The organism is Arthrobacter sp. P1_C12_2 (genome assembly GCF_056406415.1).
This window is the reverse complement of sequence record NZ_JBFUAF010000006.1, coordinates 96,234-122,600: the sequence shown is the minus strand read 5'-3', so window position 1 is coordinate 122,600 and position 26,367 is coordinate 96,234. Positions and strand designations below refer to the sequence as shown.

20 protein-coding genes and 2 tRNA genes are annotated in these 26,367 nt (G+C 67.4%); 9 read left to right on the top strand and 13 right to left on the bottom strand.

Translation table 11 applies throughout. The annotated features are described in order from the left end of the window. The first annotated feature begins 57 nt into the window (after positions 1-57). Complete coding sequence (locus AC1DZQ_RS08700; protein ID WP_476963137.1) at positions 58-486, top strand: hypothetical protein; 429 nt, start codon at positions 58-60, stop codon at positions 484-486. A 22-nt stretch (positions 487-508) separates the two neighbouring features. Here the strand turns inward: AC1DZQ_RS08700 and AC1DZQ_RS08695 are convergent, their stop codons facing one another. Further along, on the bottom strand, positions 509-1,414 hold the full coding sequence (locus tag AC1DZQ_RS08695) for a diacylglycerol/lipid kinase family protein (RefSeq protein ID WP_476963136.1): 906 nt from the start codon (positions 1,412-1,414) through the stop codon (positions 509-511). Positions 1,415-1,556: 142 nt separating this feature from the next. On the opposite strand from AC1DZQ_RS08695, the gene AC1DZQ_RS08690 reads away from it, so the two are divergent. The 4 genes from AC1DZQ_RS08690 to AC1DZQ_RS08675 all read left to right on the top strand — a co-directional run bounded on the left by AC1DZQ_RS08690 (position 1,557) and on the right by AC1DZQ_RS08675 (position 4,901). Further along, positions 1,557-2,543 (top strand): J domain-containing protein, encoded by a 987-nt coding sequence (locus AC1DZQ_RS08690; protein ID WP_476963135.1) that lies wholly within the window; start codon positions 1,557-1,559, stop codon positions 2,541-2,543. 81 nt (positions 2,544-2,624) lie between these two features. Beyond that, positions 2,625-3,092 (top strand): tRNA (cytidine(34)-2'-O)-methyltransferase, encoded by a 468-nt coding sequence (locus AC1DZQ_RS08685; protein ID WP_476963134.1) that lies wholly within the window; start codon positions 2,625-2,627, stop codon positions 3,090-3,092. 305 nt (positions 3,093-3,397) lie between these two features. Next, positions 3,398-4,003 carry an ECF RNA polymerase sigma factor SigK gene (sigK, locus tag AC1DZQ_RS08680; RefSeq protein ID WP_476963133.1) on the top strand — a complete coding sequence of 202 codons (606 nt, stop codon included), beginning with the start codon at positions 3,398-3,400 and terminating at the stop codon, positions 4,001-4,003. 10 nt (positions 4,004-4,013) lie between these two features. After that, the gene (locus AC1DZQ_RS08675) at positions 4,014-4,901 is read left to right on the top strand and encodes an anti-sigma factor (RefSeq protein WP_476963132.1); all 888 of its coding nucleotides are present in this window, start codon (positions 4,014-4,016) and stop codon (positions 4,899-4,901) included. 121 nt (positions 4,902-5,022) lie between these two features. Here AC1DZQ_RS08675 and AC1DZQ_RS08670 read toward each other — a convergent pair whose 3' ends face one another. From AC1DZQ_RS08670 to AC1DZQ_RS08645, 6 genes are all read right to left on the bottom strand, one after another. Continuing rightward, positions 5,023-6,417 carry a GntT/GntP/DsdX family permease gene (locus tag AC1DZQ_RS08670; RefSeq protein WP_476963227.1) on the bottom strand — a complete coding sequence of 465 codons (1,395 nt, stop codon included), beginning with the start codon at positions 6,415-6,417 and terminating at the stop codon, positions 5,023-5,025. Positions 6,418-6,471: 54 nt separating this feature from the next. Next, positions 6,472-7,002 (bottom strand): gluconokinase, encoded by a 531-nt coding sequence (locus tag AC1DZQ_RS08665; RefSeq protein WP_476963131.1) that lies wholly within the window; start codon positions 7,000-7,002, stop codon positions 6,472-6,474. A gap of 75 nt (positions 7,003-7,077) precedes the next feature. Next, positions 7,078-7,857: a PIG-L deacetylase family protein gene (locus AC1DZQ_RS08660; RefSeq protein ID WP_476963130.1), complete on the bottom strand. Its 780-nt coding sequence runs from the start codon at positions 7,855-7,857 to the stop codon at positions 7,078-7,080. Between the two features lie 4 nt (positions 7,858-7,861). Next, a complete protein-coding gene (locus AC1DZQ_RS08655) occupies positions 7,862-8,812 on the bottom strand; it encodes an electron transfer flavoprotein subunit alpha/FixB family protein (RefSeq protein WP_476963129.1) in 951 nt (316 codons plus the stop codon). A 16-nt stretch (positions 8,813-8,828) separates the two neighbouring features. Continuing rightward, positions 8,829-9,629, bottom strand: a complete 801-nt coding sequence (locus tag AC1DZQ_RS08650; RefSeq protein ID WP_476963226.1) for an electron transfer flavoprotein subunit beta/FixA family protein — start codon at positions 9,627-9,629, stop codon at positions 8,829-8,831. 273 nt (positions 9,630-9,902) lie between these two features. Beyond that, entirely contained in the window at positions 9,903-11,648 is a 1,746-nt protein-coding gene (locus AC1DZQ_RS08645) for a S1C family serine protease (protein WP_476963128.1), read from the bottom strand. A 297-nt stretch (positions 11,649-11,945) separates the two neighbouring features. Here AC1DZQ_RS08645 and AC1DZQ_RS08640 point away from each other — a divergent pair, with 297 nt between their 5' ends. The 3 genes from AC1DZQ_RS08640 (at position 11,946) to AC1DZQ_RS08630 (ending at position 16,555) form a co-directional block, all read left to right on the top strand. Beyond that, positions 11,946-14,000: a TPM domain-containing protein gene (locus tag AC1DZQ_RS08640; protein ID WP_476963127.1), complete on the top strand. Its 2,055-nt coding sequence runs from the start codon at positions 11,946-11,948 to the stop codon at positions 13,998-14,000. A gap of 143 nt (positions 14,001-14,143) precedes the next feature. Beyond that, complete coding sequence (locus AC1DZQ_RS08635) at positions 14,144-14,935, top strand: PspA/IM30 family protein (protein ID WP_476963126.1); 792 nt, start codon at positions 14,144-14,146, stop codon at positions 14,933-14,935. Positions 14,936-15,130: 195 nt separating this feature from the next. Beyond that, the gene (locus AC1DZQ_RS08630; protein ID WP_476963125.1) at positions 15,131-16,555 is read left to right on the top strand and encodes a cryptochrome/photolyase family protein; all 1,425 of its coding nucleotides are present in this window, start codon (positions 15,131-15,133) and stop codon (positions 16,553-16,555) included. Positions 16,556-16,649: 94 nt separating this feature from the next. Here the strand turns inward: AC1DZQ_RS08630 and AC1DZQ_RS08625 are convergent. From AC1DZQ_RS08625 to AC1DZQ_RS08610, 4 genes are all read right to left on the bottom strand, one after another. Continuing rightward, positions 16,650-16,723: transfer RNA gene (locus tag AC1DZQ_RS08625), tRNA-Met, on the bottom strand. 432 nt (positions 16,724-17,155) lie between these two features. Next, positions 17,156-17,229, bottom strand: a tRNA-Met gene (locus tag AC1DZQ_RS08620). 236 nt (positions 17,230-17,465) lie between these two features. After that, complete coding sequence (locus tag AC1DZQ_RS08615) at positions 17,466-20,477, bottom strand: UPF0182 family membrane protein (protein WP_476963124.1); 3,012 nt, start codon at positions 20,475-20,477, stop codon at positions 17,466-17,468. Positions 20,478-20,691: 214 nt separating this feature from the next. Then, positions 20,692-21,840, bottom strand: a complete 1,149-nt coding sequence (locus AC1DZQ_RS08610) for a YlbL family protein (protein ID WP_476963123.1) — start codon at positions 21,838-21,840, stop codon at positions 20,692-20,694. Between the two features lie 256 nt (positions 21,841-22,096). Between AC1DZQ_RS08610 and AC1DZQ_RS08605 the strand changes: the two genes are divergently transcribed. Continuing rightward, positions 22,097-23,602, top strand: a complete 1,506-nt coding sequence (locus AC1DZQ_RS08605) for a zinc-dependent metalloprotease (RefSeq protein WP_476963122.1) — start codon at positions 22,097-22,099, stop codon at positions 23,600-23,602. A 7-nt stretch (positions 23,603-23,609) separates the two neighbouring features. Here the strand turns inward: AC1DZQ_RS08605 and AC1DZQ_RS08600 are convergent, their stop codons facing one another. Together AC1DZQ_RS08600 and AC1DZQ_RS08595 are read right to left on the bottom strand one after the other, a co-directional pair. Next, positions 23,610-24,254, bottom strand: coding sequence for a M48 metallopeptidase family protein (locus AC1DZQ_RS08600; RefSeq protein WP_476963121.1), 645 nt, complete (start codon positions 24,252-24,254; stop codon positions 23,610-23,612). Continuing rightward, positions 24,254-26,356 carry an ATP-dependent DNA helicase UvrD2 gene (locus AC1DZQ_RS08595; RefSeq protein WP_476963225.1) on the bottom strand — a complete coding sequence of 701 codons (2,103 nt, stop codon included), beginning with the start codon at positions 26,354-26,356 and terminating at the stop codon, positions 24,254-24,256. Before AC1DZQ_RS08595 ends, AC1DZQ_RS08600 begins: the two co-directional genes overlap by 1 nt. Between the last annotated feature and the right edge of the window lie 11 nt (positions 26,357-26,367).

The following is a 26,367-nucleotide window of genomic DNA, read 5'->3' as shown; positions in this document are numbered from 1 at the left end:
CTTAATCATCGCGCTCCACTCTAAAATCGAAGTATCCATTTTTAGAAGGAGTATGCCATGAAAGTTTCCCCATCCCTCGCCTCTCCGGCACAGCAGCTCACAGCGGACCGCCAGGCCTTTCTGTTGTTGCGGACCGTCTTTACGGTTGCGCCGATCCTGTTCGGCCTGGACAAGTTCACGAACCTTTTGACCGACTGGACGATGTATCTGGCCCCCGTGGCGACTCAGGTAGTGCCGCTGCCGGCCCAAACAATCATGTACATCGTCGGCGTGGTGGAAATCGTCGCCGGCGTCATGGTGGCGCTGCGCCCGCGCTTCGGATCGGCGCTCGTGGCCGCCTGGCTGCTGGGCATCATCATCAACCTGATCATCCTCGGCGGCTTCTACGACGTCGCCCTGCGTGACTTCGGGCTGCTCGTGGGCGCATTGGCCCTGAACAGGCTGTCCCCGCGCAAGGCCGCGCCGGTCGCCACGCCTGGCAGCTAGTCGAAGACCCTAGGCCCCGCCACTAGGCCAGAACGCAGACGGCGCGCGGAACGACCTCAATGGTCATCGGGAGTGCCCCGATCCGCTCGCCGTCGGCGTAGGCCACGATGTTGCTGGCCGCCAGTTCAACAGTGCGGACCCGTCGAAGCTGCACGGCGGGGTGGCCCACGTGCTTGCCGGCAAACACTTTCGGGAACACGGCCAGCAGCCCGGTCCGGGACAGCCGGCTGACAATGAACAGGTCCAGGTAGCCGTCGTCAAGGACGGCTTCCGGGACGATCCTCATCCCGCCGCCGATCGACTGGCCGTTGGCGACGGAAATCAGCATGGCGCCCTGCTCCCACCGCTCGCCGTCTGCTGTCACCGTGTAATTGATGGCCCGGAACGACGCCAGTTCGCGAAGCATGGCGAGCTGGTAGCGGATCTTGCCGCGTGGCCAACGCCAGTCATTGGCCCGGTCATTGACGGCGGCATCGAACCCGGCCGAGACCACGCCCGCGAACCAGCGGGAGGTTCCTCCAGCGGTGATCCTGCCGGCGTCGATCATCCGCCCGCCGTCGGCCAAAGCCGCCAGCGCCCGTTCGCAGGCCGCCGGGAGGTTGTGCAGCGGCAGGCCCAGCGCCCGGGCCGTATCGTTGCCTGTCCCGGTGGGAATGATGCCCAGCGGAATCCGACGGCCGTCACTGGCACCGGCACCGGCAATCGCGTTGAGCCCGAGGTGGACCATGCCGTCGCCGCCCACCATCATGAGGGCATCCACACCCGATTCCAGCGCATCCTCAACGGCCTGCGCGAGCCCGGCATAGCTGTCCGCGCACAGCAGCAGGACCTCCGCCCCGGCTCCACGGAAGTGCGCCGCCGCTTCCTTCCCGGCGTGCCGCCCCCGGCCAAAGGATGCGCGCGGGTTGACGGCGACGGCGATCAGCATGCGCTGAATTATGCCAGCCGCCGGGAACCATCCCTGCAGGCGCAGTCGTTATTCCTCCAGCCGGTTAAACTGGGCACGCCGGACGCCCACGAACGGTCCGGCATTTCCCAACGCCGGCACCATCAAGGAAAAGGATCTCTGTTTGACGCAGGGCAGCAGCTCGCATTACCAGGTCCTCGGGATCCCCGTGACGGCGACGGAGAAGGAAATCAAAGTGGCGTACCGCAAGGCCGCCCGGAGCGCCCACCCGGACCACGGCGGCGATCCTGCAGCGTTTCGGCGCGTCACCCTCGCGTACGAGACGCTCATTGACGCCAAGCGCCGCGCGGACTATGACCGCTCCTACGGCAGTGCGTCCGGCGGCGCGTATGCGTCCCCCGCCGGCGACGAGGGCGCCCACTTCGACGCACCGGCCGCGGGCAGCCGGGCCTCAGCCAACGTGCGCCGGCCGAACACGCCGCGGAATACGGCCGCAGACGCGCCCGTCTATGTTCCCCCGTTCGAGCAGTTTGACGGCGGGACGGCGGTGCCGCTCATTCCCGTCGGCGTCGCGCGACAGCAGGTCCACGGTATGCCCCGCAAGCGCGGGATCTTCGGAGCCGAGGCCCGGATCCAGCGCGAGATGCGCACCGTGCAGCTCATCAGCAGGCAGATCCTGACCACTATCCCGGCAGCCCGCCTCGTCAACGGGCTGCAGTCCCCCGCGGACAACAGCCACATCGACCACGCGGTCCTTGCCGGGTACCGGCTCGCGATTGTCGGATCCATGCTGCTGCCGCCCGGCGCCTATGCGTGGAACGGCAGCACGTTGACACACGGCGGACGCTCCGTCGCCCCGCCCCAACTGGCCCACGTCGTGCGCCGGATGCAGGACATATTTCCCGAGCTCAATGTCACCGGCTGGATTGTTGTCCACAGCACGGACGGCAATCTGCATCAACCGGTCATCGACCGGCACCGCCGCGCACCCGGCGGCCAGGGCAGCGGGTACGGGGAAAATTCGGGCCTTGTCGAGGTGGTCAACGCCGCGGGCCTGGCCCGTGGCCTCAAGCTGTTCCTCGGCTCTGGTCCGGCACCCAACACCGTCAACGTTCCCGTGCTGGCCCGCCTGTTGCGCGGAATGCACTAGATTCCGCCCGGGCGCTCCCCTGCGCCCCGGGGCGGAAGGCCCGCGGCGCGTTTGACGCCGGCGGCTCGCTAGGATGGGAAGGTGTTCCGCATCCTCTTCCACACCCCCGAAATCCCCGGCAATACGGGAAACGCCATCAGGCTGGCTGCCATCACGGGCGCCGAACTGCATCTGGTGGAGCCCCTGGGCTTTGACTTTTCCGACGCCAAGCTCAAACGGGCGGGCCTGGACTACCACGACCTCGCGGTCGTGACCGTCCACCCGGACATCGACGCAGCGTGGGCCGCGCTGGACCCGGAGCGCGTATTTGCCTTCACCTCCGACGGCGAGACCACGTACACAGACATCCGCTACCGCGCCGGCGACGTCCTCCTGTTTGGTCCTGAATCCGTGGGTTTGCCCGAGGAAGTCAAGCACAGTCCCCGGGTGACGTCCCGCGTCCGCCTGCCGATGCTGCCAGCCCTCCGGTCGCTGAACCTGGCCAACGCGGCGTCCATCGCCGTCTACGAGGCGTGGCGCCAGAACGGGTTCGCAGGGGCCAAGCTGTAGCGGTCCGCCGTGCAGGCCCGGCAGGACCGGCGGCCCCCTAGGGAGCCCGCGGGAAAGAATTCCCGCGCATCGCGCCCATCCGGGTGCCGGGCCGCGCCGAATCACTTCTGAAGGCGGACACTGAAACCGCCCACTCAGCATTGTGTCGACCGAGCATCATGGGAGAAACGGAAGGGAGCGAGGAGCGGCGGGTGAGAACAGTACGTCTGGATAGATTCTCTGCCCGTGTGGCAGGAGCCGGCCCCTCGCCGCATGCCGCACCGAGTGGCCCGCGTTGGCCGGCAGGCGCCCTATGCTTGGGAGTGATGGAAACTCCGAATGCCCCGAACCCCGAGGCCGCCGCACCGGCGGGTACCTCAGCCGACATCAACGGCCGGCTCGGCAGCCTGCTGGCGCTGATTGCCCAGGGCGACCAGGCAGCGTTCGCGGAGTTTTACAGCCTCACCTCCAGGCGCGTCTTCGGCATGGCACGCCGGGTCCTGATCGATACCGAACTCAGTGAGGACACCACCCAGGAAGTCTTCCTGCAGGTGTGGCAGAACGCCGCCAAATTCAATCCCGCCGCCGGCAGTCCGCTCGCGTGGCTCATGACCATCTCGCACCGCCGCGCCGTTGACAAGGTCCGGTCCTCGCAGTCCGCCACGGACCGCGAAGCCAAATACGGTGCCAGCAGCCAGGAGATCGACCACGATTCCGTCTCGGACGAAGTCGGCAGCCGGCTTGAGGCCGAGGCCGTGGTCCGGTGCATGGAGACGCTGACCGATACGCAGCAGGAGTCCGTCCGGCTGGCATACTACGGCGGCCTCACCTACCGGGAAGTGGCCGAGCGGCTGAATGCCGCGGTACCTACCATCAAGTCCCGCATCCGCGATGGACTCATCCGACTGAAGACATGCTTGGGGGTGAGCTGAATTGACCGACATGAACGCACCTGAGAACAACACCCGCCTCCCCGGCGGCTTCACCGCCGAGATCGCCACCGACCTGTCGTCCGGCCGCGTCGTGGACCTTGCCGAGGTCTACGCCCTCAACGCCGTGGACGACGCCGAACGCGCTGCGATCGAGCAGTTCCTCGCCTCCGCGCCGGCGGCAGACCGGGACGCCTTCAATGAGCGCGTCCGGCAGGCCCGGGAGACCCTGGCCACCAGCTTCACCGCCGAGGAAGAGCCTCCGCCCGGGCTGCTGGACCGGATCATGTCATCCTTGCCGGCGCAGACGGCCACGCCGTCCCCCACGGCAGTGCCCCTGCCCGACACGGGTCCGCAAACGACGCCGGTGCTGCCGCATCCGGCACGCGACAGCTCAGCAATGCCGGCCACTGACGAGCTCGGCGCGGCCCGCCAGCGCCGGGAGGAACGCCGCCGCCCGCAGGGCATGCGGAACTGGCTGATCGGCGTCGCCGCTGCAGCCGTGATCGCCCTGGGCGGCGTGGGGGTGGGCGCGTACGTGGCCAACCAGAATGATCCGCTGAACCAGGTCATGCAGGCCAGCGACGTCCGCCAGGCCACCGTCGACGTCAGCGGCGGCGGTACCGCCACCGTGTCGATTTCCCCGTCCAAGGACGCCGCCGTCGTCAAAATGAACGGCGTCCCCGCTCCGCCGGCCGGCAAGGTCTACCAGATGTGGCTGATCCCCAAGGACGGCTCGGCCCCGGTCTCGCAGGGCCTCATGGACGCTGAAGCCCTGTCCAAGCCCGCGGTGGTCAAGGGCATCGGCTCCGCCGCCGCGCTGGGCATCACCGTGGAACCCGAAGGCGGGTCCGCGTCGCCAACCCTGCCGACCGTCGCCGCCGCGCCGCTGGACGCCTAGACACCCGCAGAACACAAGAGCCCCCAGGACCTGGGCGCTCAAAAGGATATAGAGAAGCCGCCCGGGGYTTGACTCCTTCCAAAGGAGTCAAGCCCCGGGCGGCTTCCTGCGTTGAGCCTGGCTAAATGACCAGCGAGAGCAGCATGACCAGGCCGAAGCTCACCACGGAGATCAGCGTTTCCATGACGGTCCAGGTCTTGAACGTCTGGCCCACGGTAAGTCCGAACAGCTCCTTGACGAGCCAGAATCCGGCGTCGTTGACGTGCGAGAAGAACAGCGAGCCTGCGCCGATCGCGAGGGCCAGCAGCGCGGCGTGCGTCGGCGTGAGCGAACTGGCGAGCGGTGCCACGATGCCGGCGGCCGTCACGGTGGCGACGGTGGCGGAGCCTGTCGCCAGGCGCAGGGCAACGGCCACGATGAAGCCGAGCACCAGGACTGACATGTTGGTCCCCTCGGCCCAAGCCTTCACGGAGTCACCCACGCCGGCACCAATCAGCGTCTGCTTGAAGCCGCCGCCGGCGCCGACGATCAGGATGATCCCCGCGATCGGGCCCAGGCTGGCGGCGATCTTGCTCGTAATCCTGGCGCCGTTGAGGCCCACGGCGTAGCCAAAGGTCACCATGGCCAGCAGGACGGCCAGGGTCATCGCCACCAGCGGCTGTCCGACGAAGTCGAAGAACATCCGGATGGCCGGGGCCGTCAGGGGGTCTGGCCAGATGACGTCCACTACGGCCCTGAGCAGCATGAGGACCACCGGGAAGAGGATGGTCATCAGCGTGACGGGGAAACTCGGCGGGCGCTTGACGCCCTCCATGTCCGCACCGTGCACGGTGTCGACGCCGCCGGCGACGGCGGGGGCGCCCACCGGCACCCACCGGGCTGCCAGGCGGGAGAAGAGCGGGCCGCAGATAATCACCGTGGGGATGGCAACGAGGATGCCGAGGGCCAGGGTGGTGCCCAGTTCCGCCTTGACGGCACTGATGGCGATCAGCGGTCCCGGGTGCGGCGGCACCAGCCCGTGCAGCACGGACAGGCCGGCCAGCGCCGGGATGGCGATGCGCATCAGCGGCATTTTCGAGCGCTGCGTGACCAGGACGATCACCGGCAGCAGCAGGACGAGCCCGATCTCGAAGAACATCGGCAGGCCGATGATCACGGCGACCAGCGTGATGGCCCAGACCAGCTTGTTTCCGGTGGCCTTGGCCAGGAGGGTGTCGACCACCCGGTTGGCACCGCCGGAGTCGGCGAGCAGCTTGCCCAGCATCGCGCCGAGCGCGACCAGCAGGCCGACTTCCTTCAGGACGCCGCCCACGCCGTCCTCGAAGTTGATGATCACCTTGGCCGGTTCCACGCCCGCGGCGAGGCCGACGAATCCGGACCCCAGAATCAGGGCCAGGAAGGGGTGGAACTTGAATTTGGCGATCAGCACCACGAGCAGGGCGATGCCCAGGCCCGCGATGAGCAGTAGTTGGGTGTTGACGCCGGACGCGGCCTCAACGGCAGCCGGAAGCTGCATTTCTATCAGTGAGTTCACAAAAAATTCCTTGGTGGCGGCGGAACGCGGGAAGGCTCAGGGCCTGGCGTCGGCGGCGTCGAGATTAAGTCGGGTGATGATTTCCTGTGCTTCTTCCGCCGGCGTTGCGGAGACGGACAGGGAAATGAAGTTTTCGTCCGGGGTAGGCGCTTCGAGCGCGTCGAACTGGGACTCCAGCAGGGCCGGGGGCATGAAGTGTCCGTGACGGGACGCCAGCCGGTCGGAGATCTTGTCCCGTGATCCCTCGAGGAACACGAAGACCACCCCTTCGCCGCGCAGAATGTCCCGGTAGCGCTTCTTCAGCGCCGAACACGTCACGACACCGGGATTCCCGGCCTCGGTGTGGGCCCGGATCCAGTCGGCAATGCTTTCGAGCCAGGGCCACCGGTCCTCGTCGGTCAGCGGCTGTCCTGCGTGCATCTTTGCCACGTTTGATTCGGGGTGCAGGTCGTCGCCCTCGGCCAGGTCCCAGCCCAGCCTGCCGGCGAGAAGTCCCGCGACAGTTGATTTGCCGGATCCGGAGACGCCCATGATCACAAGAACGGGGTGTTGCGCAGTCTTCGCCATCAAAGTCTGCCTTCCATCAAATAAATATGATTTAAACAGAGGCCAGCTTATGGCAGAGGTTGTGCTGCGGCAACACTAGAAACCGGCGATGGTCCCCTGGCCGTTGACTGTTACGACATGGAAGGCCTCGGCGCTGCGGCCGGCGGGAAGCCCGGCGCGGGCCCCGGTGCCGAGCATGAGGCCGCGGACCGTGCGCTCCATGGCCTCGACGTCGGGGTGCTGGCTGACGTGGATGTGGATGGCAGCCAGTTTGCTCTCCACGTGCTCTGTGACGTCCACGAAGTGGTTTTCGCGCTCTTCCGGCCCGGCGAAGAGCCACAACCAGGGCAATTTGTAGGCCTCCAGCCCGGACTCGGCCAGTTCGGGGTACGCGAAAGGGTTTTCCAGCGCGGGATACACGGCACGGGTCACSGCCTCSCCCACGGCCAGGTGGTCMGGATGGCTCTTCTGGATCCGGTTCCAGTTGCGTTCCGGATGCATGGACACCACGACGTCGGGCCGGAGCTGCCGGATCAGGCGCACCACCTCGCGCATCACCTCATGCGAGGGTTCGAGGTAGCCGTCACGCTGGTGCAGGTAGTGGATGTCCGTGACGCCGACCAGGGCGGCGGCGCGCTGCTGCTCCTCAACGCGCAGCCGCACGATTTCCTCGCGCTGCGCCGGATCAAAGCCGCCGGCATCGCCGTCGGTCATGATGCAGTAGCTGACCTGGACTCCGGCGGCGGTCCATGCTGCAACCGTGCCGGCGGCGCCGAAATCGATGTCGTCGGGGTGGGCCGTGAAACAAAGCACCCGCTCGATCCGGGAGGTCTCCGGGTCGAACGGGCTTTGTGCCGGGACGGCGGTGGTGCTCATGCTGTCAGCCTTTGCGTTTCTTGATTTCGGCGGTTGCCTGCGGCAGGACCTGGAAGAGGTCGCCCACAATGCCGAAGTCCGCGATCTCGAAAACCGGCGATTCGGCGTCCTTGTTCACGGCCACGATCACCTTGGCGGTCTGCATGCCGGCTTTCTGCTGGATGGCACCGGAAATGCCCGCGGAGATGTAGAGCTGGGGCGAGACGGTTTTTCCGGTCTGGCCGATCTGCGCATCGTGGCCGATCCAGCCGGCGTCCGTGGCGGCCCGCGAGGCGCCGATGGCCGCGCCGAGGGCGTCGGCGAGTTCCTCCAGCGGACCAAAGTTGCCGTCCACGCCGCGGCCGCCGGCCACGACGATCCGGGCCTCGGTCAGATCGGGGCGTCCGCTGGCGGGCTTTTCGGTGCGCGCCGTGACCCGGGCGGCGGCCGCCGTCACATCAGGGACCTGGACAGTGATGCTCTCGGGCGCAGTGGCGGTTACCGCGGGCTCGGGCGTGATGCTGTTGGGCTTCACGGTCAGCACGGAAACGGGTGTCGTGGCTTTCGCCGTGGTGGTGTAGGACCCGGCCAGCACGGACTTGTGTGCCGTTCCGTCGGGGTCCACGGCCACGACGTCGGTGATGACGCCGGCGCCGAGCCTGATGCCGAGCCGGGCGGCGATTTCTTTGCCCTCAGCCGAGTTCTCGGTCAGGACCACGCCCGCCCCGGCGGCGTCGACGGCCGCGGCCAGGAAGGCCGCCTTGGGTCCAACGAGGTAGTCATCGAGGTCTGCGGCGGACGGGCGGTACAGTGCCCCGGTGCCGTAGGCGGCCAGGGTCGAGGCGGCGTCGTCGTGCAGTTCGCCGTTGACGGCGGCGACGGTCTCGCCCAGGGAGCGGGCGATCGTGAGCAGTTCCAGGCTCGACTTCTTTAGCGCCGCACCGGGGTTGTCGATGAAAACGAGTACTTTTGCCATGTTCGGATAATCCCCTTTAGAGCAGCTTCTGGGCGGCCAGGAACTCGACCAGCTGGATGCCGGCGTCGCCTTCGTCGGTGATGATGGTGCCGGCCGTGCGCGGCGGGCGGGCCTCTGCGGTCTCGACAACGGTCCAGGAACCGGACTTGCCCACCTGGGCCGGATCGACGCCGATGTCGGCAAGGCTCAGGGTGGTGACGGTTTTCTTCTTGGCCGCCATGATGCCCTTGAAGTTGGGGTACCGCGGATCATTGATCTGGTCGGTGACGGAAACGACGGCCGGCAGTCCGGCCTCAATGGTGTCCGCGTGCGTGTCGCCGTCGCGGCGGGCGGTGAGCTTGCCGGCGTCGAGCTCCAGCGACGCGGCAAAAGTTACCTGCGGGAGGCCCAGCCGCTCAGCGAGCTGTGCCGGGACCAGCGAGGTCTCGCCGTCCGTGGAGGACATGCCGGTGAGGATGAGGTCCGCGGGGACGTCTGCGCCCAGGTGGCGGATCGCGGCGGCCAGCGCCAGCGACGTGGCCGCGGCATCAGAACCGGCCAGGGCCTCATCGCTGAGGTGCACGCCTTCCGTGGCGCCGATCTGGAGGGACTTCTTCACCGCATTGACTGCCCCGGCCGGCCCCATGCTCAAGGCGATGACCTTGTTGCCGGCCGCTTCCCCGCCGCGGGCCTCGGTCAGCTGCAGCGCCGCTTCCAGGGCGTATTCATCCAGTTCGGACAGGATGCTTTCGGAGCGGTCCACCGTGTTGGCCGCACCGGTGAGGTGGCGGTCGAACTGCGCATCCGGGACGTGCTTGACCAGCACAATGATTTTCAGAGTTTCTTCCACTGTGTCTACAGCAGCCTTCCATGCGGGTGGACAGCCGCCCCTGACGGGGTCATGGCCACGGAACGCCCGGCAGCCGGGCTGTTCCTAGCTAACCATATAGCCGCCGGGCAGCGCGGCCAGGGTTAACGCCTGTGTCAGTGAACTGGCACGGAACAGACAAGGCCGGGCCGCACCTTTCGGTGCCGCCCGGCCTTCCTGCTGCTGCGCTGACTCGCTAATGCGCTGTTTTGTTAGTGCTCTGTTTGGTTACTGCGCTGTTTGTTACTGCTCTGCTGCGGTTCCGAGAGTCACGTCGACGTCCTTGAGCTGGCCGCCGCGCAGCACCGTCACCTTGACCGTGGCCCCGGCGGCTTGTTCCCGCACGGCCGCGGTCAGCTGGTTGGGATCGCTGATGGTCAGATTCTGGAACTTGGTCACGACGTCGCCAACCTTGATGCCGGCCTTGTCTGCGGCCGAGCCGGACTCGACGGTCGCGACCTCCGCGCCCACCGAGAACCCGGAGGAGGACGAGCCTGCGGCCTTGGGCTTCACGCTGACGCCGAACTGCCCGTGTGTGGCCTTGCCGCTGCTGATGATCTCCTGGGCGACGCGCTTGGCGTTGTTGATGGGGATGCTGAAGCCCACGCCGATGTTGCCGCTGCTGCTTCCGCTGGCCGCGTCGCCGCCGGCGGAGGCGATCGCGACGTTGACACCGATGATTTCGCCCTTGGTGTTCACCAGCGCGCCGCCGGAGTTGCCCGGGTTAATGGCCGCGTCCGTCTGGATGACGTTGATCGAGATGGATCCCTGATCCGCCGTACTCGGGGTCTCGCCGCCGCCGGGGGGCGCGAACTGGAAGCCCTGGTCCCCGCCCTGGGAGTTGTCCGCACCGTCCTTCGGCGCAGCCGAGGATGCCACACTGATGGTCCGGTTCAGCGTCGAAACGATGCCGTCCGTGACTGTCCCGGTGAGTCCCAGCGGCGATCCGATGGCGACGGCGGTGTCGCCGACGTTCAGCTTGCCCGAGTCACCGAGCGTTGCCGGGACTAGTCCCGAGGGGTTGTCGATCTTGATCACGGCGAGGTCGGACAGCGGGTCGGTACCGACGATCTTCGCGGAGTAGACCTTGCCGTCGCTCGTCCGGACCTCCATGGTGGCGTTCGCGGCCTTGCCGTCGAGGGTCACCACGTGGGTGTTGGTCAGCACGTGGCCCTGGGTGTCGAGGATGATCCCGCTGCCGGTACCGCCGTCGCTTCCGCTGGTTGCCTTGATGGTCACCACGCTGGGGGAAGCCTTGAGGGCGGCAGCGGTGATGGCGTTGACGTCTTCCCTGTTATTGACAATCACCGGGCCGGCCTGGGTCGTGTTGCTCGAGGCGGCCGTGGAGGAACGGTCGATCAGCAGCGCGTTGCTGCCGGCCACCACGCCGCCGCCGATCAGGCCGGCGGCCACGATGCTGGCGACAAGGGTCGGGACGCCGAACGCCGCCTTGCGCTTGGGTGCGTGCGCGGGGTCGTTCGCAAAGCTCGAGCCGGACGGGTAGGACGGACCCGACGGCGGCTGGCCGCCGGAGTGGGCACCGTAAGGGGCGCTGCCGTACTGGGACTGGCCATACTGGGCTTGCTGCGGCTGGCCATACTGGGACTGGCCGTAGGGCGGGTGGCCGGGCTGGGCGGGCTGGCCCTGGCCCGGCTGGGGGGATCCGCCGTACGGGCCTGCGTGCTGGGCCGGAGCGCCTATCTGCTGGGTGTCCGCGGCGGAGGGCTGCTGCTGGTAGACCGGACGCGGCGCGCCGTCCTCGGCGCGGTCCAACCGGAGGGTCGGGTTCTCGGGCGCCGGGCTTCCGGATACTGGGCTTCCGGACGCCGTGCTTTCGGATGCCGGGCTTCCCGGTGCCGGGCTTCCCGGTGCCGCCTCAGGCGTGCGGCCGGCATGCGGCTGCTCCGGCGAGCCCTCCTGCACTCCCGCCGGTTCCTGGTTCTGTTGTGTCGGCTCCGGTGACACACCCGGCACTGGGTTCTCAGTCATGAGACTTCCTTTCGTCCTCGTCTGCCTATAACTATGAACGCTCCGGCTGACACTAGAGCGGACATTTGCTGGGAGGTTCCTGAACGGACAGTTTGCGGCCTGCGGGCCCGTGTTTCCCAGTTTAAGCCCGTTTCGCTGGTGGCATATTCCCCTAGGTGGACTGCCTTTTGGGTGCACCATAGAATCAAATGGAATCGCCACAGCGACCTGCGGCTTTACATCTGCGTGGGGGCGCTGCTGCATTCTGTGACGACCGGTTCGTCCCGAACTGGTTGCAGAAGTGCTGAAGGGTTGCACATGCGGTCTACCTATAAACGTCTCCTCGCCGTTCTCGGCGTCGTCGGACTGCTGGCGCTTCCCGCCGCTCCGGCGCTCGCCGAAGATCCGGTAACCATTCCGTCCGGGCAGAACATCGTGGACAGCGCCAACGTGCTCGGGAGCCGCAAGGCCGAGGTCCAGGACGCCATCCAGAAGCTCCTGAAGGACCACAAGTACAACCTCTACGTCATCACGGCGAAGACATTCGAGAATCCGGCCGCCCCCGAGGCGTGGGCCCAGGCCGTCGCGACCAACAAGGGCATGGGCAAGGCCGACGTCATCCTCACCATGTCCGACGACGGGCACTACTACTTCTCCCCCGCCAAGGCCAGCCCGATCTACTCCAAGACGTCCAACATCGTCCAGAACGCCATCGTGCCCAACCTGGCCGGCGGGAAGCGCGACTTCGCGCAGGCGGCCATTGATACGGCCGCCGCGGTGGGCGACGCGGCGGGCGGCGGCAGCGGAACGGTGCCCTCCGGCGCCGGAGCGGGCAGCGCCGTCCTCGTGGGAGTCGGCGTCGTGGCTGTGGGGGGAGCGGGAGCGTACCTGTACCTCCGCAACCGCCGGAAGAAGGCTCTGCAAACTTCGGGGGCGTCAGCCGGGGCCCAAGGCTCGCAGCCGGACCCGCTGGCCGGGCTCAGCGTGGCGGAGCTGCGGCGCAAGAGCGATTCGCTGCTGATCGAGGCCGACGACGCCATCAAGTCCAGCGAGCAGGAACTGGGCTTCGCCCAGGCCCAATACGGAGACTCCGCGGTGGGCAATTTCACCAAAGCGCTGCAGGAGGCCAAGGGCCACATGACGGAGTCGTTCAAGCTGCAGCAGCAGCTCGACGACCACATTCCCGATACCGAGGAGCAGCAACGGAGCTGGCTGGTTGAAATCATCGGCCGCTCCGAAGCCGCGCTGGCATCGCTGCAGGAACAGAAGGCTGATTTCGATTCGCTCCGGGAGCTGGAGAAGAACGCCCCGCAGGCCCTCGCCGCCGTCGGCGCAGGCGCCGCGGACGCCGAGGCAAAGCTAGCCAGCGCCGAACAGTCCCTGACCGATCTGCGCGCCAAGTACGCCGAGAGCGCCCTGGTCCAGGTGGCGGACAACATCAAACAGGCCAAGGAACGCCTCAAATTCGTACAGAACGCCTCCACGGCGGCGCAGGAAAAGCTCGCCGCGGGCGAGAGCAGCCTAGCCGCGGTCGCCGTCCGCGCCGCCGAGGAAAGCCTGCACCAGACGAACGTGCTGATTGGCGCCATCACGAAGGTGGCCGGCAGCCTCGACGAGGCACGCAGCGGCCTGGAGTCCGCCGTCGTTGATACCGCCCAGGACCTGGCGCAGGCGAAGGCGATGATCCAGTCCGGCGCCCATCCGGAACTTGCCGGCCCCGTGGCCGCGGCGGAAGCCGCGCTTGCCCAGGTCAAGGCGGAAATCCAGGGCGGCAAGATTGATCCGATCGCGACGCTGGAACGGGTGGTCACGGCGCACCAGACACTCGACCAGTCCCTGAGTGGGATCCGCGACCAGCAGGATCAGGCGCGCCGGGCCCAGGCCTCACTGCAGCAGAGCATCATGTCGGCCCAGGCCCAGATCAGCGCGACGTCGGACTACATCACCGCCCGCCGCGGAGGCGTGGGCACCGATGCCCGCACACGCCTGGCGGAAGCCCAGCGGAACCTGGACTATGCGCTCTCCATCTCCCGCACCGACCCCGTCACGGCTTTGCAGTACGCGCAGCAGGCCTACGCGCTGGCGGCACAGTCCGCGCAGCTGGCCCAGTCCGACGTCGACCAGTTCGGCGGTTACGCCAACCAAGGCCAGGGCTACGGCCGGGGCGGGATGTTCGGCGGCAGCGGCGGAGGCGGGCTCGGCGGCGCGATCCTTGGCGGAATCCTCATCAACTCGATCCTCCACGGCGGGGGCGGCGGAGGCTGGGGCGGCGGCGGCGGCAGCTGGGGCGGCGACGATTCCGGCGGCGGCTGGGGTGGCGGCGACTTTGGCGGCGGCGGAGACTTCGGTGGCGGAGACTCCGGAAGTTTCTAGCCTGTTGGCCCCCGGACGGGAAACGGTGACGGGAAACAGTACAGACCACGCGCCGGCCGCAACGGACCGGACAGCGGATAGATGCGATACATCATCGATCACTGGAATCAGTGAGACAACGGAGCAGGACGAAAGGTAACACCATGGTTAAGCAGTCCATTTTCGGCCGCATGGCGCAGCTGGCGAAGGCAAACATCAATTCGCTGCTGGACCAGGCCGAGGATCCGCAGAAAATGCTGGACCAGATGGTCCGTGACTACACGAACAACATCGCGGAGGCGGAGTCCGCCGTGGCCCAGACCATCGGCAACCTGCGCATGCTCCAGGACGACTACAACGAGGACGTCCGCAACGCCCAGGACTGGGGCAAAAAGGCCCTCGCCGCGTCGCGCAAGGCCGACGAATACCGGGCCAAGGGCGACGTCGGCGATGCCGAGAAGTTCGACAACCTGGCCAAGGTTGCACTGCAGCGCCAGATGGGCTCCGAGAACGAGGCCAGGGCCGCCGAGCCGAGCATCGCGTCCCAGACCGAGGTGGTGGACAAGCTCAAGCACGGCCTTGACCAGATGAAGGGCAAGCTCAACGAACTGACCAGCAAGCGCAATGAGCTGGTGGCCCGGTCCAAGACCGTGGCGGCCCAGAGCCAGGTCCACGACGCCCTCAAGAGCATCAACATCATGGACCCCACCTCCGAGGTGGGCCGCTTCGAACAGAAGATCCGCCGCGAGGAAGCCAAGGTCCGCGGCCAGCAGGAGCTCGCCGAGTCGAGCCTGGACGCCCAGTTCAATTCGCTGGAAGATCTTGGCGAGCAGACCGAGATCGAAGCCCGGCTGGCAGCGCTGAAGTCCGGCGGCTCCCCCGCCGCAATCGGCACCGGCGAACGGAAAGAGGATTCCGGTTCCACGGTAGACGAGGCCGACTTCGACAAGCTCTGACCCGCCCGTCCGGCAGCTTCCGCCGGACAAGATGCACCCTTCAGATGCAAGGTCCGGACCCAGGGCCGGACTCCGGCGGGTGAGCCTGACAACTCAGGATCGCCCGCCGGAGCCCGGCCTTTGTTGTGCCCTGCATTTTCCCTGTATTTCGCCGTACCGGCGGCCGGCCGGCGGCCGCGCGTGTACCGTGGATCCATGTCTGCGACCCTTGTCTGGCTCCGTGACGACCTCCGGCTGGATGACAATCCGGCACTGGCGGAGGCCGCTGCGCTGCACCTACCCCTGACCGTCGTCTATGTCCTGGACGAGGAGTCGCCCGGCATCCGGCCCCTGGGCGGCGCGGTGAAGTGGTGGCTCCACCATTCCCTGGCCGGGCTGGCCGCCGCGCTGGAGGCCACGGGCTCGCGGCTGGTGCTCCGCCGCGGCCCGGCCGCCCGGATCATCCAGGACCTCGCGGTGGAAACGTCGGCAGACACCCTGCTGTGGAACCGCCGCTACGGCGGCCCTGAACGCGCCGTCGACGCCGGCCTGAAGAGCTGGGCCACCGGGGAGGGCCTCAGCGCCACGAGCTTCCAGGCAAACCTCATGTTCGAGCCGTGGACCGTGCGCACCGGCAGCGGGGGGCCCTACAAGGTCTTCACGCCGTTCTGGAAGGCCTGCCTGGCCGGTGCCGAGCCCCGGCAGCCGCTGGCGGCCCCGGACCGGCTGCCGGCCCCGGCACGCACCCGCAGCGGCGGCCTTCCGGCTAGCGAAACGCTTGAGGCCTGGGGCCTGCTCCCCCGTGACCCCGACTGGAGCTCCGGGCTGGCCGGGACCTGGACACCGGGAGAAGCCGGCGCTCTCAGCCGCCTCGAGGATTTTGTGGACGGCCCGGCGGCGGAATACGGCACCGGCCGCGACGTCCCGGGCGTCGAAGGTACCAGCCGGCTCTCCCCGCATCTGCGCTTTGGCGAAATCAGCCCTTTCCGGATCTGGCACGCGCTGCGGCACAGCTTTGCGCCGGGGGCGCCGGCCGACGTCGGGATCTTCCGTTCCGAACTTGGCTGGCGGGAATTCTGCTGGCAGCTGCTGTACGAGAATCCGGATCTGGCGACACGGAACTACCGGCCGGAATTCGACCGCTTCGAGTGGCAGCCGGCGTCAGGTGACGAGCTCGAGGCCTGGCAGCAGGGCCGCACGGGCTACCCGATGGTGGACGCGGGCATGCGCCAGCTCTGGCAGACCGGCTGGATGCACAACCGCGTGCGGATGGCGGCCGCGTCCTTCCTGGTGAAGAACCTGCTGGCCGACTGGCGGCTGGGCGAGGCCTGGTTCTGGGACACGCTGGTAGACGCCGATGCCGCGAGCAACCCGGCCAACTGGCAGTGGGTCGCCGGCTCGGGGGCCGACGCCTCGCCGTATTTCCGGATCTTCAACCCGATCACGCAGAGCAAAAAGTTCGACGCTGCCGGGCGGTACCTGCGCGAGTACATCCCTGAGCTCGCCGTGCTGGACGACAAGGCCGTCCACGAGCCTTGGAAGGCCGACAGCGCCATCACCGGCTACCCGGCACCGATCGTGGACCTTGGCGAGTCCCGGGCGCGGGCGCTGGCGACGTATCAGCGGCTCAAGGACGGCTGAGGACCGGGTGGCGCCGCTCGCAGAGGGCTGCCACCGAGAGCTCAAAGCAAAAGGTCCGGAACACTGTTTCCAGTGTTCCGGACCTTTTCTCCAGTTGCGGGGACAGGATTTGAACCTGTGACCTCTGGGTTATGAGCCCAGCGAGCTACCGAACTGCTCCACCCCGCGTCGCTTGATCAACTCTACCCTAGTTTCCGTGCCGCCCTGACCACGGCCCCAAACCCGGTCCCGTCCAGGACGCTTGCGGTCGCGTCCGCGTCCGTGTCCGGGTCCAGTTCCACTGTGTCGGTCCAGGGTTTCCGGGGTTTTAGGACAAAACGTGTGTATGGGAGACACCAGCCAAAGACGGCTCCGAACAACCGCTCAGCAGACGTTGCGTCCACCCCGCATCGAAGGGAATTCCGGACACCGCCGTTCACTGTCCGGGGCGCCTTTGGACTCGATTTCAGCCCTCGGGTCCGGTGTCCGCGGCGTGTCCGTGTCAAAGTGCCCCCGGACCGCATCCGCCGGCGAGGCCAGGGGCCGTTTCCGGGCCGCCCCCAAGGGCTTAAAGCAAAAGGTCCGGAACACTGTTTCCAGTGTTCCGGACCTTTTCTCCAGTTGCGGGGACAGGATTTGAACCTGTGACCTCTGGGTTATGAGCCCAGCGAGCTACCGAACTGCTCCACCCCGCGTCGCAAGATCAACTCTACCTGCCGGTGAACTTGAGGCCAAATCGAGGTGGCGTGATGTGCATCTCGCTGCCCGCGGGCTTCCGGCCCGCCCCGCTGGGGCCCCGGCGCGGAGCAGACCGAGGCGGGCCCGTCGACGCCACAGGCCGGGCTTGCCTCTCCGGAGAGGACAAACCCGGCCTGTCGACCGCGCACAGCCTGTGCGTGGCCCTGGCTCAACGTTGGTTGCTAGCGCAGCGTTAGCCGCCCGCCGTCGCCGACGGTGTCGCCGACGGTGTGGCCGACGGTGTGGGCGAAGGTGTGGCGGTGCCCGCCGGTGCCGCCGGGGTTTCCAGCTTTGCTTCGGCCTCGAGCGCCTTCTGCAAGGCAGCGTTCAGCTTCTTTTGCTGCTCGCCATAGGCCGCGAAGTCGCCCTTCGCGAGGGCGTCCTGGCCGGCCTTGATCGCGGCATTGGCCTCGTCCAGGGCGGCCTTCAGGTCCGCCTTCGCGTCGGTGGTGCCAGGCGGCGGTGTTGCACCCCCTGGCGCGGCCGGCGTTTGTCCCTTGTTCGCCGAGTCTCCTGCCGCGGCCCCCGAATTTCCGCCGAACAGCTGGTTCAACGCCTCGTCCAGCGTGGGCGCGAACCCGATCTTGTCGCCGAAGGCCACCAGGACCCGCTGCAGCGTCGGGTAGGAGGTTTCACCCGTGGACCGCAGATACACGGGCTGGACGTACGCCATACCGCCGCCGACAGGCAGGGTCAGAAGGTTGCCGTTGAGCACCGCCGACGCACCCTGGCGCAGCAGGTTGAGGGCCTGCGAGACGGTGGGGTCGGAGTTGAACTTGTTCTGCGCCTGGCCGGGGCCGGGTACCTGGGTTTCCGGCGGGATCTGCAGCAGCCTGAGCTGGCCGTAGCTGTCCGCCTTGACGCCCTTCTGGTTGCCGGCGTCGGAGTCTGCGGCCAGGAAGCCGTAGAGCACGTTGCGGGCGTTGCCGTTGACCACCTGCGGGATGAACGACGAGGTCAGCTGGAACGCCGGCTTGTCCTGGTCGGGCATCTTCAGTGACATGTAGTAGGGCGGCTGTTTGACTTCGTCCTTGACGGTGGGGTCGTTGGGAACGGACCAGGCGTCAATGTTGGTGTAGAAGCTGTCCGGGTTGGTCACGTGGTAGCGGCCGAGAAGCTCGCGTTGGACCTTGAACAGGTCCTCCGGATACCGCACGTGGCTCATGAGCGCACCGGACATCTCCGAATACGGCTTCACCGACGTCGGGAAGATCTTCTGCCAGGCTTTCAGTACCGGATCCTGGTCGTCCCAGGCGTACAGCGTCACGGAACCGTCATAGGCATCCACAGTGGCCTTGACCGAGTTGCGGATGTAGTTCACTGAGCTGTTCGGCAGGGCTACCGTCCGGTTGGCGGCGGTCTGTGAGTCGGCCGTGGCGGCGGAGAGCTGCTCCTGCTGGGAGTACGGGAAGTACGGGCTCGTGGTGTACCCGTCCACGATCCACTTCACCCTGCCATCGACGACGGCGGGGTAGGGATTGCCGTCAACGGTAAGGTAGGGCGCCACCTTTTCGATGCGGTCTCGCGGGTTGCGGTCGTAGAGGATCTGGGACTCGGCGTTTACGCCGTCGGAAAGCAGCAGGTCCGAGGACTGGAACTTGATCGCGTAGAGGATCTTGTTGAAGAAGCTGCCGACGTTCGGGCCGCCGTTGCCGGTGAAGGTGTACTGGGTTTCGCCGTCGCCTTCCTTGGCCGCGGGCCGGTCCTGCTCGCGGTGCGGCGCACCGTCCGGGGCGCCCACGATCGAGTAGTCGGGCGAGTCCTGACCGAAGTAGACGCGGGGCTGATAGGTCGAATCATTGCCGAGCGCGCCGGTGGACGGGATGCCCGCCTGCAGGAAGTCCGGCTTGCCGTCCACGGTGAACTTGTTGCCCTTGGCGGCGACGACGCCATAGCCGTGTGTGTACACCACGTGCCGGTTCAGCCAGGACTGCTGGTTCGTGGCCAGCCCGTCCGGGTTGAGTTCGCGGACGGCGATGACTGTGTCCTGGATCTTGCCGTCAATCTCGTAGCGGTCCACGTTCAGGGCGCTGGGGAACTGGTAATAGGGCCGGTACTGCTCAAGCTGCGAGAACGCATCCGAGATCAGGTTCGGGTCCAGCAGCCGGATGTTGGCGGTGGTCTGCGCATCCGGGGCCAGCGCGCCGGTGGTGGCGTTGGTGGTGGCGTTGTACCGTTTTTCCTGGACCTTATCCAGGCCGTAGGCGGCACGGGTCATCGCGATGTTCCGTTTGATGAATTCGTTCTCCAGCGTCTGCTCCGAGGGCCGGACCTGGAACTGCTGGATCACCCACGGGTAGACGCCGCCGGCCAGGATGGCCGTGATGATGAGCATGGCGGTGCCGATCACCGGCAGCCGCCACTTGCCGATCACCGCGGCGACGATGAACAGCACGGCGACGATGGCCGCGGCCACGGCCAGGATGGCCTTGGTCGGAATGACGGCGTTCACGTCCGTGTAAAGCGCACCGGCCCAGCGCCCGCCGTTATTCTGCACCGTGGAGTAGCGGTCCAGCCAAAAGTTGATGCCCATCAGGATCAGGAAGGCGGCGCCCGTGACGGCCAGGTGGATCTGGGCGGCGCGGCTGGTGAAGATCCCGCGTTCCATGATCCGGATGCTGCCGTAGAGGTAGTGGGTGAGAATGCCGGCAAGGCCAGCAATCACCGTGACACTGATGAGGAACCCGGTGACGAAGCCGAGGAACGGAAGTGTCATGAGGTAGAAGCTGATGTCCAAGCCGAACTGCGGATCGTTCTGGCCGAAAGCCTCCTGGTTGAAGAACAGGAGCACTTTCTGCCATTGGCTGGCCGCGGCGCTGCCGGCGAACAGGCCAAAGAGGATGGGAAGCCCCACCATCACGACGCGCCGGATGGGTTCGAGCTGGGCCTGGTAGCGGTTGAGGTTGTCCCGGATTTCAGAGTCGGGGGCGTACACCGGCCGCGCATGGTAGGCAATCCGGATGGCGAAGAAGACGGCCGTGAACATGATGGCGAAACCTGTCAGGAAGATCCCGATCCTGGCAAGGTTCTCGGTCAGGAACACTTCGAAGTAGCCCAGCTGCTGGTACCAGAGGACATCCGTCCAGACATTGGCGAAGAAAATGAATCCGACCACGATCAGGGCCACGATGATCAGCGTCGGCGTCAGGGCGCCGCGTCGTGTCTGGGGTCTTCCGGGCGGGACAGTGCTGGCGGGACGGGACAAACTCGGTACCTCATAGCTGGTCGTCTACTGCTGGTTTTTAGTTATTAGTCGCTGCTGTGACTCAGTCTGGCGACCAAGTGCCGGTGTTGCAGGGTTGATGCATTGTAACGGCCGTCACCGCCGTTCCGTCAGGGCCCTGCAGCAGGGTCCTGCCGGAACGGCGCGGCCGTCATTAGTGCCACGAGTGGGGCCGGCGCTTAGTTCCGCGGCCAGTCTAGTTGTTGGTGCAGACCGGCAGGCCTGATGTGTCGCCGCCTGACGCGGCCAGTTCAACTGCTTTGCGGGCCTCGGTGAGGTTCTCCACCCGGACAACCTGCAGGCCGTCGGGGACGTGGCCCAGGACGTCTTCGCAATTGGCCGCCGGGGCCAGGAACAAGGTGGCCCCGCCGGACCGCGCCCCCTGCATTTTCTGGGCGATCCCGCCGATGGGTCCCACGGCACCGTCCGGGGTGATGGTTCCGGTCCCGGCGATGTGTTTGCCGCCGGTCAGGTCCCCCGGGGTGACGGTGTCAATGATGCCAAGCGCGAACATCATGCCCGCACTGGGTCCGCCGACCTTGTCGAGCGAGATGGTGACATCAAACGGGAAGGTGAACTTGTACTGCAGCATGACGCCGAGGATGTAGCGGCCCGCACTGTTTTTGGCCGGGGTGATGGTGACGGGCACCCGGGCGCCGGCGCGTTCGACGATGACCTTGGCGGGTTTGCCGTTGCCGGCGGCCAGTTCGGCCTGGACCACCGCGAGCGCGGTGATGGGCTTGTCATTGATGGAGACAAGAACGTCCCCTGTCTGCAGCAGTCCTTTCGAGGCGGAGTCGTCCGGGAGGCCGGCGACCTGCATTTTCTGCCCGAACGGAATGTCCAGTTCCTTCAGTGCCGAGGCGACGGCGTTCTCCTGGGAGGTGGTCATCGCGGTGGCGCTCTCCTGCTGGGACTGCTCCTTGGTGACGCCGGTCGGGAACAGCAGCTCCTGGGGGTAGACGGCCTTGGTCCCGTTGAGCCATGCCGAGAACGCCTCGAAGACGCTGACGGGACCGTTGGGACCGCCGTCGACATAAACAGTGGTCAGGTCCAGGTTGCCCTTGGCAGGAAACGACTCATGGCCGCTGACGCTGATGACCGGTTTGCCGTTGTCCTGGCCGATGGTGTTGAAGGTGGGACCGGGAGACTCGATCACGTAGGGCACCGGCAGGCTCACCGCAGTGATGCCCAGGGCCGCGGCCAGCAGCCCCGAGACCAGCATGGCCGATGACCGGTTGCTGCGCGGGCGCCGCACGCCGGCGCCAGCCAGTCGCGCCCTTCTGCCCCGGGCAGGGCCGGCCGCTGGGTCGCTGGCGGGCGGCTCACCGTGGGTGATTGTCATTGAACGACCTCTCCGTGCCGGCACGAGGGGCTGCGGCCCCGCCAGACAAGCCTGGAGGACACCGCGACCACGCACCAGGGCCGCAGCCCAACCCGAGGCTGCCGCGTGCAAATATTCCAACTTCCAAGCCTACGCGCTTGGGACCCCGGACCGCTCTTTGCCTACAGCGAACGTGGCGCGGTTTCGGCAGACAGCCACTCTTGCACAGGGGTACCGTGAAAGTTGAGAAGCAGCCACACCGACGATCGGCGGGATCATGACCTCCAACCCACTCAATCCGTCCAATGGCGACGAGGAACCCAAGGATCCCTTGGCCGAAATGCTCAAGAACCTGATGGGCGGGCAGGGCATGGGCAATATCGACCCCGCCGAACTCGCCAAGGCAGCCGGCCTCCCGGACGATCCAAACCTCCTGGCCCAGATGTTCTCCCAAGTGCAGGCGATGATGAGCGCCCCCTCGGAGGGGCCCGTCAACTGGCAGTTGGCGCATGAGAACGCCCGACGGGTCGCCGCCAGCGGATCCGATCCCTCGGTCACCGCCCAGCAGTCGCGCGAGGTCGATGAGGCCCTCCGGCTGGCCGAACTCTGGCTCGACCAGGTCACCGGGCTTCCGGCCACGGGACTGATCGGCCGGGCGTGGTCCCGCGCCGAGTGGGTCGAGGAAACCCTCGGAACATGGAAGCGGCTGACCGAGCCCGTGGCCAACAGCATTGCCAATGGGCTCTCCGCCGCCATGACCGAACAGATGCCCGAGGAAATGAAGTCCATGATGGGCGGCGCCTCCTCGATGATCCAGAACATGGGCGGGGCGATCTTCGGCATGCAGCTCGGCCAGGCGATCGGCGCGCTCTCGGCCGAAGTGGTCAGCTCGACGGACATCGGTGTGCCCCTGGCAGACCTTGAAATGGCGCTCCTGCCGGCCAACGTGGCGAAGTTCGGTGAGGGCCTCAGCCTGCCGGAGAACGACATCCGCCTGTTCCTGGCCGTCCGCGAGGCGGCGCACGCCCGCCTATTTGTCCAGGTCCCCTGGCTGCGCGGGCACCTGCTCGGCGCGATCGAGGCCTACGCCCGCGGTATCCACATCGACACGTCAAAGATCGAAGAACTCGCCCGCGAGATCGACCCCAGCAACCCCGAGGGCATCCAGGAGGCGCTTTCGCAGGGTGTCTTCATGCCGCAGCGCACGCCCGCCCAGGAGCAGGCCCTCGAAAAGCTGGAGACGGCGCTGGCCCTGGTGGAGGGCTGGGTGGACGAACTCACCTGGGGCGCGACCGAGAAGCTGCTGCCCTCCGCCGCTGCGTTGCGCGAAACCGTCCGGCGGCGCCGGGCCACCGGCGGTCCCGCGGAGCATGCGTTCTCCTCCCTGGTGGGCCTCGAACTGCGGCCGCGCCGGCTCCGCGAGGCCGCCACGCTCTGGGCTTTGCTCAAGGAGGAGCGTGGCGTGGAGGGCCGCGACGCCGTCTGGCAGCATCCGGACCTGCTGCCCACGGCAGAGGACCTGGAGGATCCGCAGGGCTTCAGCGAACGCCGGAAACTCGCAGAAGCCAGCGACAGCGAAGTGGATGACGCCCTGCAGAAGCTGCTGAGCGGAGGCTTCGACGAGCCGGCTGGCACCGACGCCACGGACACCGAGGGCACCGCGGAGTCAGCGGACACCGCAGAGGACACTGCGGATTCCGAGGGCACCGGCCAGGAACGGGCAGCCAACGACGACGACCGTCAGGACGGCGGACCGGACGACGGCGGCACCCCCAAGGCCTAGCCGAACGCTAGTGGGCCCCGGCCGGGACTTCGGTTCCGTCCGGGGCTTCGTCGTACCCGCCGTCGGGCGCCAGGCCGCGTGAGGTCGCGAACGAGACCCCGTCCAGGAAGGCCTTGGCGCGCTCCGTCTCCGGGTACGCCGCCAGCAGCCGCCAAAAGGCGGCATCGTGGCCGGCCACCAGGAGGTGGGCAAGTTCGTGGAGCAGCACGTAGTCGATCACCCATTGCGGCATGGGCTGCAGCTTCGCCGAGAGCCGGATGGTTCCTTCGGACGGCGTCGCCGAACCCCAGCGCGAATTCTGATTTGTGACCCAGCGGACCGAGGAGGGCACCGCCCTGCCGCCCAGGTACTTCGCCGACAGTTCGGCGGCGTGGGCGGCAAGGTCGGCATCGCTGCGGGGGCGCCGCCGGCCGGAACCAGGCGCAGCCCGGTCCCCCTGGCGCCGGAGTTTTTCCAGCATGCGGTGGACCCACTCCCGTTCCTGGGCCCTGCTGAAGGAGGCCGGGATGGCGACGACGGCGGTGCCGTCCTCCCAGAACGCGGCGACCGTGCGTCGTCGGCGGGCAGACCGGCGCACGACCACCGGGGCGCCGTCGGTGGTGGTCAGCGGTGTGACCGCCGGAACAGCCCCGGACATCCCTGCCCTGGACATCACTCCACCGTGCTTTCGACCAGGACCGCCAGGACGGCCTCGCCGTACTTCTCCAGTTTGGACGGACCCACGCCGGCGAGTTTGGCCAACTGCTCCAGCGATGCGGGGCGTGCCTCCGCGATGGCGGTCAGGGTGGCATCGGTGAACACGACAAAAGCCGGGACGTCCGCCTCCAGGGCCACGTCCTTCCGCCATTGCCTGAGCGCGTCGAACGTCTGTTCCTCGTAGCTGGGCGGGCATTGGTTGCAGCGGCCCACCTTGCGCTCCGCGCCGCTGGAGAGCATGCTGCCGCAGACCCGGCACGACGCCGGGACGGCCGCCTTCCGGCGCGGCGCCGGCCCCTTGCCCCGGAGCTGGGAGCTGGCCACCGAGTCGGGGCGCAGGCCGTCCAGGAAGCGTGAGGGTTTGCGGTTGGCCCGTCCGCCCGGTGTCCGGGCAGTGGACCAGGACAGGGACAGGTGTTCGCGGGCACGGGTGATTCCGACGTACAGGAGCCGGCGTTCCTCGTCCACCGCTTCCGGGGTGTCCGCGAACGAGATCGGCACGAGGCCCTCGCTGAGCCCGACCAGGAACACGGCGTCCCATTCCAGGCCCTTGGCGGCGTGCAGCGATGCCAGGGTGACGCCCTGGACGGTGGGTGCGTGCTGGGCCAGGGACCGTTCCTGGAGCTCGTTGACGAAGTCCGGGAGCGCGAATTGCGGTCCCCTGCTGATCACGAGTTCGTCGGCCAGCGCCACGAGCGCGGCCAGCGATTCCCAGCGCTCCCGGGTCGCGCCCCCGCTGTGCGGCGCCGCGTCCGTGTAGCCCAGAGAGGCGACGATGTCCCGGACCAGCTGCCCGAGCGGCTCGGGCGTGGCGGTTTCGGCCACTGCCCGGGTGGCGGCCCGGAGCTGCAGGATGGCGTCCCGGACCTCCTTGCGCGCGAAGAACCGCTCACCGCCGCGCAGCTGGTAGCCGATCCCTGCGGAGGCCAGCGCCTGTTCGTAGGCTTCGGACTGCCCGTTGGTGCGGAAGAGCACGGCGACCTGGCTCGCCGGAGTTCCGGCGTCGAGGAGTTCGCGGATCCGCGCGGCGACCGTGGCGGCCTCCGCCTCGTCATCCGAACACTCGGTGAACCGCGGCACCGGGCCTGCCGGCCGCTGCGCCACGAGCTGCAATGGCGTGGCCCAGGCGGCGTCCGCCACCGGGCCGCCGCTGCGCCGGCCGCCGAGGAGGTCGTTGGCGAGCCTGACAACCTGGGGCGTGGATCGGTAGTCCCGGATCAGCTTGACGACGTGCGCCTCGGGATACATGGCTTTGAAGCCGAGCAGGTGCTTTGGGGAGGCACCGGTGAAGGAGTAGATGGTCTGACTGGCGTCGCCCACGACGCAGAGCTCGTCGCGTCCGCCGAGCCACAGCTCCAGGAGCCGCTGCTGCAGCGGCGAGACGTCCTGATACTCGTCGACGACGAAGTGCCGGTACTGTTCCCGGACGGTCGCCGCCACTTTCGGGTCCTCCTGCAGGATACCTACGGTGATCAGCAGCACGTCCTCGAAGTCGATGACGTTGCGGTCGGTCTTGACGTCCTCGTAGGACTGGAAGACCCGCGCCACGGCCGTCAGGTCAAAGCCGCCCGGGTTGCCGCGGCCCTGGGCGTTTTCCAGATAGTTCGCCGGGGTCAGCATGGATACCTTGGCCCACTCGATTTCGGAGGCGAGGTCGCGGATGGAGGCGCGGTCCGTGCTGAGCCGGAGCCGCCGCGCGGCCTCGGCAATCATCTGCGCCTTGTGGTCCAGCAGGTTGGGCAAGGTGCCGCCCACCGCCTGCGGCCAGAAAAACTGCAACTGGCGCAGCGCCGCGGCGTGAAAGGTGCGGGCCTGGACGTTGCCGACACCGAGGTCACGGAGCCGGCTGCGCATCTCGGCGGCAGCCCGGGCCGTGAAGGTGACGGCCAGGAGCCGTTGCGGGCTGTACACCCCTGAGTGCACCCCGTAGGCGATCCGGTGGGTGATGGCTCGGGTCTTGCCAGTGCCGGCACCGGCCAGGACACACATGGGCCCCTGAAGGGTGCTGGCGACCTCGCGCTGCTCGGCGTCGAGGCCGCCGAGGATCCGTTCCTCCAGCGAGCGGGAGT